This is a genomic window from Microcoleus sp. Pol7_B2, assembly GCF_036701035.1.
GTDB lineage: Bacteria > Cyanobacteriota > Cyanobacteriia > Cyanobacteriales > Microcoleaceae > Microcoleus.
In genome coordinates this window covers 16,356-30,184 of sequence record NZ_JAUBQB010000043.1, presented here as the reverse complement: position 1 = coordinate 30,184, position 13,829 = coordinate 16,356, and the positions used below count along the sequence as shown (strand labels likewise).

Sequence of the window (13,829 nt, the reverse complement as noted above, 5' to 3'; positions counted from 1 at the left end):
AAGCTAAAATCTAAGCATGATATTTTCATTCCCTTTGAGTTGCCCATGAAAAGTTACGATTGGATTGTTGTCGGCGGTGGCATTACGGGTGCGGCACTGAGTTACGAACTGGCAAAAAAAGGTTGTGCTGTGCTGCTTTTGGAACGAGATGCTACCATGCAAAATGCTACTCGTTTTAGTTATGGCGGCTTGGCTTATTGGTCGGGAACGACTGATTTAACTCGGCAATTGTGTCGGGAAGGTATCGAACGCCACCGCCATTTATCGGCGGAATTAGATGCTGATACTGAGTTTCGCGAGTTGGATTTGTTGCTGACAATTGATGCGGGCAATGATGCCGAAAAAGTGGCGGCTAATTACGCGCATTTTGCGATCGTTCCGCAGCTTTTGAGTGTTGCAGAAGCTGGCGAGTTGGAACCTTTGCTGAATAAAAGTGCGATCGACGGAGCTCTGACTGTGCGTCACGGTCACATTTCGCCGACTGCCACAAATAAAGCTTATTGTCAAGGGTTTCTGCGGTTGGGAGGAACTATAGAATTTGCTGAAGTAATTGGATTTATCAAACAGGGAAATCGGATTTCGGGAGTCCAGACGCTACACGAAAGTTATGCCTGCGAAAATACGGTTATTTGTGCTGGAGGTTGGAGTCGGAGTTTACTGAAGCTGGCTGCTGTTTCTGTGGGAGTTTATTTCACTCGCACCGAGATTTTGGAAACTGCACCTGTGGATTTGAAACTCAGGACTTTGGTGATGCCTGCGGTATTAAAACGTTTTGAATTGGAAGCTGAATCGAGTAGAATTGAGGTGGATTTTCTTTGGGATGAACCGGGTAAAGAGTTACAGCCACCGATTTTAGATGCGGGTGCAATTGGGTTTAAGGATGGGAGTTTGCGTATCGGGCAATTGTCTCGCACTTTGAGCGATTTGAATGCTAAAGTCGATCGCGAAACCAGCGAAACGGCAATTCGTGCAGGAATCCGCAAGGTTTTGCCTGATTTGGCAGGCTTACCGGCAACTTGGCACGAGTGTAGTGTGGCATTCAGCGCTGATAATTTGCCTGTAGTGGGATCGATTGCCGATCGCCCTGGATTGCACGTTTTTTCTGGTCTCAGCAATCCTTTGGTGATTGTACCTGCTTTGGCTGAGCGATTTGCGAATGCGGCGGGCGGAGAAGAAGATAGGGCGATCGAGCTTTTGTCTCCCAATAGATTTATCGCAGAAGGAAGAAGGAAGAAGAATAGATGACTACTGACTACTGACTACTGACTACTGACTAAAAAAGGCAGCGCGACAATAAATGTAGTACCTTTGTCGATCGCACTTTCCACACTTATTGTACCGCCGTGCAGGTCAACTATGTGTTTGACAATGCAAAGTCCCAAACCCGATCCTTTAATCTTGCCTACATTAGCACCCCGTTCAAACTGCTGAAATAGTTTTGCTTGATATTCCGGTGTCATTCCAATTCCCTCATCTCGAACGCACAAAATTATCTGTTGGTTTTCGCAACTTAAGTCTAAACTGACCTGACCACCGTTCGGTGAATATTTAATAGCGTTTGAAAGCAAATTAGTCAGAAGGTGGTGCAGTAGTTTTGCATCGAGATTGGCGTGCAGGGGATTTGTATGACTGCGGAAATGTATTAGGTGTTTGTCCGTGACGATAGGTTGCAGTTCTTCTAAAATAGAATTGCATAAATCCGTCGCATTTATCGGATTTAAATTTAAGGAAATTTTCCCGGATTCTGCTTTGCTAAGCATTAAAATATCTTCCAGCAGCCCACTCATATTACTGACGGCTCTTTTAATCCGGTCAACATTTTTATTGCTAGTTCCGGGGTTTCTCTGCAAGTCGCTATCTTCTAACATTTCCGCCGATAACTGTATGGTAGTTAAAGGAGTGTTTAAATCGTGGTAAGCCATTGAAATAAAGCGCGATCTATTTTCGCTTTTTTCTGCTGCTAACGCCATTAAATTTTTCAGACTAACTGCTTCTTGATGTTTGCTCAGTGCTATCTTGATAGTGGCGTGCATTTCTCTTTCTTTAAAAGGTTTAAGCAGGTAGCCGTAAGAACCAGTATTTTGGGCTCGCTGCAAAGTTTCGTCGTCAGCATAGGCAGTTGTATAGATAATTGGTATATCTAATTCTTGATTAATTATTGCTGCTGTTTCTATACCGTCAATGTCGCCTTTAATAACTATATCCATTAAAATTAAATCTGGTCTTAGTTCGCGGGCGCTTTGGATTGCATCTGCTCCTGAAGAAACGATATCGGCGATTTGGTATCCCAATTTTTCTAATTTTGGAGATAAATTCTTAGCAATTAACAGTTCGTCTTCGACAATCAAAATATTAATTGGTTTTTCGGCAACACTCATATTTTTACAATCTTTGAAAGTAGTTTAACTCGTTAAATTTTAAGTGAAAGGATGTACCAAGTTCTCTGGATATTTCGATCGTTCCTTCTAACTGCTCGGTTAAAGTGCAGACAACTTGAAACCCCATCGAGTGAGTTTTCCGAAAATCTAAGTTTTGAGGAAAGCCAATGCCGTTGTCCTTAACTAAGAGGTTGATTTCTCGATCTGCCGTTTGATAGCATTCTACACTAACTGTACCTGTTGTGCCATCAGGAAAAGCGTGTTTCAGGGTATTTGAAACCAATTCATTGGCAATTAAACCGCAGGGAGTAGCGGTTTCAAGATTTAGGGAAATTGGTTCAGCTAATACCTGCAACTGAATTCGGTTGTTGCTAATATTGTAAGAGTGAAACAAGTTACTTACCAAATCTTGGAGATATTCGCCAAAATTAATTTGGGCCAGGTTAGTCGAGCGGTACAGTTTTTCGTGAATCAGAGCCATAGAATAAAGGCGATTCTGACTTTCCTCAAACATTTTGCTGACTTGCGGGTCGTCAACTGTATTCGATTGCAATTCTAACAGGCTGGCAACTACGCAGAGGTTGTTTTTGACGCGGTGGTGAATTTCTTTGAGCAAAATTTCTTTTTCTCTGAGGGAGTTTTTCAAATTTGCTTCCGCTTGTTTGCGGTCACTCAGCTCAGCTTGCAGTTGCTGGTAAAGTAGAGATTGCTGAATGGCGATCGCCAATTGATTCACCAACTGCTGAAATAAATTGATTTCCCATTCTTGCCAATCACGAGAGCGATCGCATTGGTGGGCAATCAGCAATCCCCAAAGCTGGCTGTGCTGAATAATCGGCACTACTAACTTTGCCCTAACTTTAATTTGTTTCATAAACTCCGCCACACAAGGTGTAATGCAGGGGTCATTTAGTTCGGAGATCGCAGAAATTCGCCCTTGCAAATAAAGCTGATAACTTTGGGCTGGAAAAACCTCTTCGCCAAAATATCTATCCACGAGTTGGCTGCATCCTTCGGCCACGGCTTCAGCAATGACTCGCCCGCCCTTTTTGGGTAAAAGTTGATAAACCAAAACTCTATCGGCTAATAATACTTGCTGGAGTTCCGCAACCGTGGTGTTGAGAATTTCCTCTAATTGCAAAGACTGGCGGACACGGCGGGCGATCGCCTCCACAAGCCGTTCTTGCTCGAACTGCTGCCCCCTAGCAAGTTCGGCATATTTAGAATTGCTGATATCAGCGGCGTAACCAATAATTTCGATCGGAATGCCCATGCTGTCAACCAATAGTTTTAGTTCGGTTCTTAGCCAACGGTAAATTCCGTCTTGGTGTAGAAAACGATACTCGCAAATGCAATTTCTTTCCTCGGACAAATCCGAAAAATTTACTAGAAATTGTGGTCTATCTTCAGGGTGAATCCTGCTAGACCAAAATTTACAATCTGCTAACAATTGTTGGGGGTCGTAGCCAAAGATTGTCTGAACGTTGTCGCTGATGTAAGTAGTACAAAAGTCCTCCATCGGTGCGGCTGTAAAAATTACCGCCGGATTAGAACCAAGTAAAAATTGCAGGCGTTCTTTTAACTGCTGAAATTCCATTTCTGCTCGCTTACGATAACTGATATCTTCGATCGCCCCCATGCTGTAGAGAGGAATGCCCTCGCGGTCCCGGATCAGCGTCACCGTCAAGTTTGCCCACATCAGCTCGCCATTCTTCTTAATCAAGCGTTTTTCCCTTTGGAAGCGAGAAATATGGCCATCGACCAACTGCTTGACTTGCTCCGCATCTCCTTGTAAATCTTCTGGATGCGTGAGTTCAGTAAAAGTCATGGTAGCCAACTCCGAATCGCTGTAGCCCAACATCTGGCGGTGAGCTTCATTCACTTTGATCGTGCGGTAGTCGCGCACGCTTGCCAAACCAAGCGCGATCGGAGCATCGTCAAATAAGTTGCGAAACTTTTCTTCGCTCTTTTGCAGTGCAGCTTCTGCCTGTTTGCGAGCGGTAATGTCTCGGGCGACCCACATCACCAGATCGAGATCCAGCGGCGAAATACTGGCATCAAACCAGAATAACTTGCAGCCAATTTCCATGCTGTATTCAACTCTGTGGGTTTGCCCAGATGCCAATGTTTGGCGAATGTGGGCTAGGGCAAAATTAGCTTCCGCTTCTGGGAAGATTTCGGCGAGGGTTTTGCCCAGCACTTCAGGAGCGGGTTTGTACAGCAGTTCGGGAGCCGTGGGGGCGATTTTGAGGTAGCGGCCGCTTGCGTCGAAAACCAGCACGATATCCGTCATCGCGTTAAACAGCGCCAGCAGTTCGGCTTCGGATTTTTGGAGTTTTTCTTCGGTCAATTTGCGATCGGTAATGTCGGTGTCAGTGCCAGTCAGGTGTAATGCCTTGCCAGAAGCCGATCGGATCGCGCTGCCGCGCGCAAGTATCCAGCAGGTGCTGCCGTCTTTACGCAGCATCCGGTGTTCTACTTCATAAATTTCTGTCACACCCTCTAGATAAGCTTTTACTGCTTCCTCGACTGCAACTCGATCGTCGGGATGAACGTGAGACACCCAATTTTCCATGCGGTTGGGAATCTCTGCGTCCTGATAGCCCAACAAAGCTTTCAAAGACGGAGCAATGTAGATTTCGCCGGTTTCCAAATTCCAGTCCCAAACCCCCACTTTGCCGGCCGATACTGCCATTTCGTACCATTGTGTCCGCTGCTGCACTCGCAGTTCTAACTCTGCATTGAGCTGCTGCAAAGCGATTTCTGCTTGTTTGCGATCCGTGACATCCCGGCCTGCAGCTTGATACTCGACGATTTGTCCGCTCTCGTCAAATATCGCCCGATCGATCCACTGCTGCCAGCGAATTTCCCCGCTCGGCAAAATTACTCGGTGTTCGCAGGTAAAAATAGGGTTGTCGGGAGACACAAAAGTATATTGCTGTTGAAAAATTTCTCGGTCTGCTTCTGGCAGCAGGGACAGGAAGCATTTGCCGAGTAAGTCGAACGCCGGCAGGCCGAAATAACGGCAGTAAGCTTGATTGACAAAAGTTATTTTACCGTCTGGGAGGTAGCGGCAAATCAGTTCAGTTTGGTCTTCCACAATCGCCAGGTAGCGCGCCTCGCTCTGCCGCATGGCATTTTCGACCTTTTGGCGATCGCTGACTTTTTCTAGTTCACAATTGCCCTCTAACAGTTCGCATTGTTCCTGGAGTTTTGCCACTTCTTGATGCAGTGACTCGATCCAGCTATACATTGCTGGGCGAATACTTTTTTCGCTGACTATACCTACTGGCTGACCCCGTTCATCTACAATTGGCAAGCAGTCGATCGAGTATTGACAAAATAGCTTAAATGCAGTAATAAGATCTGTAAATTCTGATTCTTGTAAGACAATTAAATTTCGCGTCATTGCGTCGGCAACTTTCATGCCTTGCCATCCGTATTCGGCGGCGGCTAAGTTCAGCACATCTTCCGGGCTTAGCAGTCCGACTAGCTGATTTTCATCGACAACTAAGACGCAACTAATAAATGCTTTTACAGTTTCGTTTGAGTCGGGAAATGCAGGTGAATTAGGCAGTGGGCAAGGGTTGCTCGTCCGACGCATCAGGGCGATCGCCTCTGCGAGGGAAGTTGAGGGCGCAACCGTCACAGGGTGGCGATCGACAGCTTCGTCGGGCGATCGTAAATTTGCCGACAAATTAGCAAGTTCCATTAGTCTTGGTCAAAAAGTATTGCTAATTAACTTTAGCAATACTTTTAGTCATCAGCCAGATGACTGATGACTGATGAGCTGCCTGATTTTCGACCAATGAGAATATAAGTTTTCATTACCCCTTTGCCTTTAACTTCAATCATTCCTCGCTCCTGAAATAAATATTTTTTTTCCAACAATTTATAAGTAGTTTCGCTCACTTGAATCCGCCAAGGCAAACCCTGAGATTCCATGCGGGAAGCAATATTTACCGTGTCGCCCCATAGATCGTAAATAAACTTCTTTATACCAATAACTCCGGCAACAACCGGGCCGCTGTGAATGCCGATGCGGATGCTAAAATATTTATTATGGCTAGCATTAAATCGGGCTATTTCTGCTTGCATATCTATGGCCATTTGGGCGATCGCATCTGCGTGATCTGCCCTAGGTTCAGGCAGTCCTCCTACTGCCATGTATGCGTCGCCGATGGTCTTGATTTTCTCTAAACCGTGCCGTTCGCACAAAAGGTCGAATCCTGAGAAAATCTTATTTAGGAGCTCCACAAGTTCGATCGGATTCATGACGGCAGACAAAGCAGTAAATCCCACAATGTCGGCGAACAAAACAGTCACTTCCGGAAAGTATTCGGCAATAGTAGTTTCGTTTTGCTTGAGGCGTTCTGCTATTGCCTTGGGCAAGATATTTAACAGCAGCTTTTCTGATTTTTCTTGTTCTTCCCGCAGGGCATCTTCTGCTTGCTTGCGTTCCGTAATGTCTTGGTAACTCCAGACTCTGCCGATAATTGTATCTCCCAGCCGCTGCGGTTGCGAATAGCGTTCAAAAAATCTGCCGTCTTGAAATTCCAACAAGTCGTAACTTTCGGCTTCTGGCTGCTCGTAAAGCGATTGTATTCTCTCTTGAAATGCTTGGGGGTCTTTGAGTTGGTTCAGGACAAAGGCGATCGTTGTGGCCTCGTCTCGCAGTGCCATCACTTCATTAGGTATGCCCCACATTTCCACAAATTGCCGATTGAAAGTGACGATTTTTCCGCTTCTGTCAATCGCTAAAATACCGTCCGCAGTAGAATCAAAAGTTGCTAGCAGTAGGGACACAGATTTTGCTAGGGCGTCTTCGGCCATTTTTCGAGCAGTAATGTCTCGCAAAATAGCGCGAATCGCTACTAGCGAACCTGCGGCAAATTTACAGCTTATGCTGCCTTCCAGCAAAATTTTTTCCTGATATTTAGTAAGAAATGTTAGTTCAATAGAGTCTGGATATATTGTATTTTCAGTTACCATTTTTTGGGTAATAGCTTGATACAATATATCCAGAGACTCGGGGGAACTGTTCGGATGAATGATATCAAAAACAGTCATTTGAGCAATTTCTGCTTCGGTGTAGCCCAGAGTTTCCCGCCAAGCCCGATTTACATACAAAAAATGACCGTCGGCTCCAATACTTTGAATTAAGTCAGTAGCATTTTCAAATAAATCTCGGAGTTGTTCTTCGCTTTCCCGCAAAGCTATTTCCGCTTGTTTGCGCTTGATAAATTGACCGAGTTGGCTGCCGATGGTTGCCATTATCTGGAGCAATTCTTCATCAAAACACTGCACTTCGCGGCTGAATAAAATTATCACCCCCAACACAGACTTTGCAGAATTTTCAGGATCGTAGTCGCCCAAAATTGGAAAACCAAAAGCTCCGTGCAGTCCTTCTTCAGCAGCGATTTCGCGGCGCATAAAACTGTTGCTTTTTGTGACATCGGCAATCCACTGAGATGAACCACTGGCCCAAACGAAACCGGGTAATCCTTCGCCAAACGCACAGGTCATTTGTTCGGTAAATTCGGCAAATTTGGGGAGAGAAACTGAGCGTTTTGTCCAACTGGCGACGCACCGAAGCAAATTGGGGTCGGAAACCGCAGTTATTCTCTTAGTTTCTGACAGCAGTTTTTCCCCAGCTTCTGGCATCCAAAGTTCGGCAGTATCCCATCCCAAGCTGTCACAAATTATGGGGAGAATTGCTGCTATAGCTTTTTTGATTGTTTCGGATGCAGAGAGGATGCGAGTGGTGACGTACTGAGTTATTTGTCGCTTGCGGGCGCGCTGTCTATCTGTGACATCGCGGCCTATGTAAACGAAATCTTGAAGGGCGGGCCCAGAGCCAGAAATACCTTTAATATCAGTCGAAATCGCCGTACAGGAAAACGCAACTGTCAGCTTTTCTCCGCTTTTTGCCGTGCAAATTAATTCGGCGTTAGTTTGCAATTGTTGAGGCTCTTCTTGGCTGACTGCTTGCAAAGAGGAGCCAAAAGCAGCAAGAGCGTCTATTTGCTGGCCTACTAATTCTGATTCGCTGTAACCGAACAAATCTTGAGCCGCTTGATTGACTTTTTTAATCTTTCCCGAGGCTGTTGTTACCAACAAAACTTCGGCCATTGAAGTAATAATTTTTTCAACATAATTATTAGTAGCCGCTAAGGTACTCAATAAAATATCCATTTCATTGGTAGCTTGCACGAGAGTTTGTTCTAAAGCCATTCTGTCGCTTACGTCTTGAAAAAATATAATTAATCTCTGATAATTATCGTCATTGGTGAACTCGACGATATACATATCAAAATAAAGCCGCGAACCATTTTCTAATAGTCGCGTCATCGCTTTTAATTCAAAACTTGGCAAACGTTTTTCAAAAATATCGATTAAAATTTCTTCAGTTCCCACCAATTCTGGAAAGGGAATGCGGACATCCTTGCCGGCGACTACTTCGTCGGGAGAGTCGGCAAATCGCTGAACTTGTAGAGAGATTTCTTGGATTAAAAAGTTTTTATCAAGTGCGAGGTACTCCAAATGGTGGGGAACTAACAGTTTTTTTAACAACGTTTTCATGTGAGATTTTTAATATTAAAGGCGCCCTCTGGCTCAAATTATCTAAAATTAATTTATTTATCTCTGTTTCTCAAATGGAATTCTGACTGTAAAGGTAGTGCCTAACCCTATCTCGCTGGAAAATTCGATTTGACCTCCGTGCAAGTCTACACACTGCTTAACTATGGATAAACCCAGTCCTGTACCGGGTATTTTTCCGACATTTTGGGCTCGGTAATAAGATTCAAACAGTTGTTCTTGGTCTTCAATAGGAATGCCAATGCCTGCGTCTTTAATTTTAAATATAGCTTCTTCATTATTCTGACAATTTAATTCAAAATAAATATGGCTGCCGAGGGGCGAATATTTAACAGCATTTGACAGCAAATTTGTCAAGATGTGTCGCAGCAATTTTGGATCGAGTGCGAACAACTGTTGCGTTTCCTGCGACTCGTTATCATTTTTTTGCGGCGGCGTAACTAATTCTTGATAAATAAAGTTAATTGTATGATTTTTTCCATAACTAATTTTAATTGATTCTACTAACTCACTGCAAAAGTTTTTTAAGTCAACTGGTGCGGGATAGAATTCGAGTTTTCCTGCTTCGGCGCTGCTGAGCAACCGCACGTCATCTAATAGCTGAGCCATGTGTTTAGATGCGGATTTAACGTGTTGCAGGTATTGTTGTTTTTCCTCGTGGGTGATTTCGTCGCCGTAGTCTTGGAGGATTTTAGTAGCAAATAATATTGTATTTAAAGGATTGCCGAATTCGTGAGCGATCATCGAGAAAAAACGAGATTTTACCTGTCGGAGTTCTTGCTCTTTTGCCAAAGAGCGGCGAATTTCTATTTCTTCTTGTTTGCGTTCTGTGATGTCCCTGCCTATATAAATGAAATCGTAAAGTCCCTCTAATTCTGTCTGAATTGCCGAACAGGAAAATTCTACCCAAATTTCTTCTCCTGCTTTAGTAGTGCAGACTATTTCTAGTTCTCTACGCAGCTCTTTATGAGACAAAATATAGCGGTGGCGAGCTTGGTAAATTAATTTTTCTTCTACTACTATTAGGGAGAGGGGGTTGCCGATTAATTCTGCTTCGCTATAGCCAAATAACCATTGTGCCGATTGATTAATTGTTTTGATAGTTCCTAATGTTGTTGTCACCAACAAAGCATCGCCCATCGAACGAATAACTTTATCTATATAATCTTTAGAAGCGGCTAAGGCACTAACCAAAAGATTAGCTTCATTCGCCCTCTGAATCAACGATTGCTTCATCACCATCTTTTCGGTGGTATCTTCAATCAAAATTAGCAATTTACTTGGCAAATCTTCTTGTTCTTCTTCATATTTGATAGCCAACATATCAAAGTACAAAGGGCGGTTCGGGTCGGGAAACCGAGCGATACCTTTGACTTCAAAACCCGGCAGCCGTCCCATAATGATAGACATGAGAATATTTTCAATGCCAATCAGTTCGGGAAAACTCAGGCGAGCATCTGCACCGGGTATAGCGTCGCCCGGAGTATCGGCATAATGATGCACTTCGGGGGAGGTTGCCTCAATGATAAAATGGTGATTAACTACAAAATACTGTGTTTGTCGCGGGCCTAACAGTTTTCTTAACAGTGGATTCATACTTGTTCTACCATTGTGTAAGCTAGTTTGTAGAAAATTTCATCAACGTCTTTGCCTGTTTTAGCAGATGTCGTGCACACTGCTATTACTTTGTCTTTACTTATGGAATGGGATATTTCCACTAGCAGCGCCAATTTTTCCTCGTCAATCAAGTCTACTTTGTTCAAAGCGACGATAATTGAGCCTTTAGGGTTGACTGAAGAAAAAAGCTGAATGTGTTCGGAGATTCGCTCAACTGTTTCGGAGCGACTGACATCGGCAACGATTAAAACGCCGCTAGCTCCCTGCAAGTAAGTCGGTGCTATTCCTTTGAATTTTGTATGCCCTTCTAAGTCCCAAATCAGCAACTGTGCAGTCACGTTTTCCCGCTGTTTTACGCCTTCTAATTCTACGTTTTTGCGAGAAATTTTTACTCCCACGGTGGAGAGGTATTGGTCGCTGAATTGCCGATCGACAAAACGGCGGATCAGGCTGGTTTTGCCCACGCCAAAATCGCCGATCATACACATTTTTTTAGCTATAGTAACTGACATAATTATTTAGTGTTTATGGTCTTAGTTATGGGTTCAAATAGCACGCACCTGCTTAAAATTCGCGGTTGGTTGGGTTCCACGTCGGCAGGAGGATGGGGGATGCCAACCGTTTGGAGGCGCTTTGGATCAGCACCTTGCCGCACTAAAGCATCTCGCACGGCTGCGGCACGCCTGAGCGACAACAGTTGATTTGTAGCAATTTCTCCACTTCGATCGCTGTGCCCAATTATCTTAATCTGTTTTTGAGGATATTGATCCATGAATTTTTTGACACTGGCGATGATTTCTTCATCTGTTGAGTCTAATTTTGTCGTTCCTTGCTCGAAGTAGATGCGGGTTGTAATCTTCAGCGGCTCTAATTTAATCGTACTGATGACCGACTGAACACCGGGAATTTGCTTCAGGGACTGAGCTATTTTCTGTGCGTCTGCACCGTCTCTAACTCGGCCCTCTACTGTAAGTTTGCGATCGCCATACCGCGTAGAAATAGAAACGCCCTCTCTCTGGTTCAAAACGGCGGTAATCCGCTGCACCTCAGCCGCCGTCAAAACTGGATCAGGGGGAACATCTACAGCTATAATTCTATTATCTAATTGCAATTTTGGTGCAGTTGATGCGGCTATTTTTTCTGCTTGTGCCCGCAATTCTTGATTTGGCAACTTTCCGCTTAGCTTTAAAGTTTTGCCATCAACTGCCACATCTAAGCGGTAAACTGCTAATTCGGGAGTGGATGCTAAAGCTGCGATGGCATTTGCTTCGAGGCGGCGCTCAACACTGCTGCGGTACTGATAAATTCCCCAAGGTACTAAGATTAAGCTCAAGGCGGCTAAACTGATAGCAGCTAGAGCGATCGGGGGTTTTGTTGATTTTTCCGTTTGTAGCGGGTCGAATAAAGTTTTTATACACGGGTGGAGCGACTCCGGTATAGTATCGGGGTCGCCGTTAAACTCGTGAATTACTTTAGCGTAATGAAGGATGAGATTACTAACGGTTTGTCGTATTTTTTGGATGAACAAGTTTGGCGGTTCTCCTTTAATCACGACGGCCATGTAGCAATATCCCGCTACTTCTAGCAGAATTTTTGAGTCGCCGTATTCAATTTGATTTAGTTCGGAAGATTCTCCCGGCCGCACGATGCACTCGTTAACAAAGCTGCGAATAGCTGTGAGCATTCCTGCTACCATTTCTGATTCTAACTGGTAGCTTTCTGAGTTTTGAAATTCGGAAATTATCAAGCCTGATGCTTTGTGAATTAAGAAGGCTGCTTGGACGGTAAAGGGTACTGATTCTTTGAGGATTAATTCGGCTTCGGAGACTCCTTGTACTTTGGAGCGAATTTTTCTCTGGAATCCTTCGACGCTGATGGCATTTGACACTTTTTCATTGATTGTTTTGATAGCTTCTGCCATGTATCGGGAAATTGTGCTACCAATTACGGGATAGAGGGCATCCACCATAGAGTCGCGTTCGAGTTCAATTTGGGCTGTAATCGCTTTGCCCATTTCCGGTGCAAGGGCTTGAGCGATCGACTCTTGGTCGAGGCGAATTTGCTCTTTAATTGCCAGACCGATTTCTGGGGCGATCGCCTTGGCAATTTCCGCTGGCGAATTCACTATTTGTTGAGCAAGTGCGTCGGGAAGCAGCTCAGCTATTGCCGCACTCATTGCCGACTTGTTTTCGTGAGTTTTTGCCCTAATCACTTCGTCAATAATTGGGACGATCGCCTTGACAACTTCTTCTCTGGAATCGGCAATTTTACGGCTGAGAATTTCTGCGATCCAAGGCAGCATCAACTCAATCAACTCTTGGGGCTCGTAGATTTGGTGCTCCAATTTTCCTAATTTATCGTCGATTGTTGCCATCAGGTGGCGCACCCCCGGCAAATCGTTTTCTGCCAGCAGACTTTTCACTTGCTCGATATCCGAGATTTGCGATCCGAACATCAGATTTTGCAGCCTTTCCATCGCGCTGTCGGCTTCATTTAAATCCTGTTTAATTTGGCCTAATATTTCTCCTGGCTGCGATATCGGTGTCGGCTGTTCTACCAAGTTTGGCATCGATTGAAGCGAAGCAACCACCGGATCTAAATCTGCTGTTTCTGGTGAGTCTGAGACTGTGGAAACTATGGGATTATCGGGAATTTCCGAGGATTTTGACTCGGTTTCGGGAGGGGAAATATCTTGTTGCCGATCGAACCCGTGGGATTTTTGAGCCTGTACTTCCTGTAGAGAATCTTTCATTGTCAAGTTAGACAATTCCTCGACAGGCTTTGATTCCTCCTCCAAATCCGGCTGGGCGATCGCGGAAACATCTATAGTTTTAGCTGAGGAATAGTCTTTTTCCAGTTCTGAAGTGTTGAGTTTGTGAGTAGCGAATAGCAAACTTTTGAACTCGTCTGCAACAGGCGGAGAATCGCCAGACTCAGGTGTGCGATCGCCAGTTTCGGTTACACTCGCTGCAACTTCCTCTGGCGCTTGTTCAGAAATACCTAACAAATCCATCAACCCGCCGAGGGCCCCAGCTTGATTATTTTCGCCACTGCTGTCATCTTCGGGCTCTGCATTTTGCTGGTTGGAACCTGCAATAATTTTGAGATCGACTAACAGATTAAGCAAGGGTTCTAGCTGGGTTGCTGCATCGGCAGCAGACTCGTCAGGTTGAGAAACAAAACCCTCTAACTCATTTTCGTCAGCCGGATTTTCTTTCGGTAAAGCCATGCGTT

7 protein-coding genes are annotated in these 13,829 nt (G+C 44.6%); 1 reads left to right on the top strand and 6 read right to left on the bottom strand.

What is annotated here, in order from left to right; translation table 11 throughout:
- Nucleotides 1-45: 45 nt before the first annotated feature.
- A complete protein-coding gene (locus QUA57_RS17005; RefSeq protein WP_333062326.1) occupies nt 46-1,245 on the top strand; it encodes an FAD-binding oxidoreductase in 1,200 nt (399 codons plus the stop codon).
- A 14-nt stretch (nt 1,246-1,259) separates the two neighbouring features.
- On the opposite strand, the gene QUA57_RS17000 is transcribed toward QUA57_RS17005, so the two are convergent.
- The 6 genes from QUA57_RS17000 to QUA57_RS16975 are packed head-to-tail and all read right to left on the bottom strand — an operon-like array spanning nt 1,260 to nt 13,824.
- Nucleotides 1,260-2,378 carry an ATP-binding protein gene (locus QUA57_RS17000; protein WP_333062325.1) on the bottom strand — a complete coding sequence of 373 codons (1,119 nt, stop codon included), beginning with the start codon at nt 2,376-2,378 and terminating at the stop codon, nt 1,260-1,262.
- A gap of 4 nt (nt 2,379-2,382) precedes the next feature.
- The gene (locus tag QUA57_RS16995) at nt 2,383-6,090 is read right to left on the bottom strand and encodes a PAS domain S-box protein (protein WP_333062324.1); all 3,708 of its coding nucleotides are present in this window, start codon (nt 6,088-6,090) and stop codon (nt 2,383-2,385) included.
- 44 nt (nt 6,091-6,134) lie between these two features.
- Complete coding sequence (locus QUA57_RS16990) at nt 6,135-8,960, bottom strand: adenylate/guanylate cyclase domain-containing protein (protein ID WP_333062323.1); 2,826 nt, start codon at nt 8,958-8,960, stop codon at nt 6,135-6,137.
- A gap of 57 nt (nt 8,961-9,017) precedes the next feature.
- Nucleotides 9,018-10,574, bottom strand: a complete 1,557-nt coding sequence (locus QUA57_RS16985; protein ID WP_333062321.1) for a PAS domain-containing sensor histidine kinase — start codon at nt 10,572-10,574, stop codon at nt 9,018-9,020.
- Nucleotides 10,571-11,107, bottom strand: a complete 537-nt coding sequence (locus QUA57_RS16980) for a Rab family GTPase (protein WP_333062319.1) — start codon at nt 11,105-11,107, stop codon at nt 10,571-10,573. The genes QUA57_RS16985 and QUA57_RS16980 overlap by 4 nt, the downstream gene beginning before the upstream one ends.
- A gap of 2 nt (nt 11,108-11,109) precedes the next feature.
- Nucleotides 11,110-13,824: an OmpA family protein gene (locus QUA57_RS16975; protein WP_333062317.1), complete on the bottom strand. Its 2,715-nt coding sequence runs from the start codon at nt 13,822-13,824 to the stop codon at nt 11,110-11,112.
- Between the last annotated feature and the right edge of the window lie 5 nt (nt 13,825-13,829).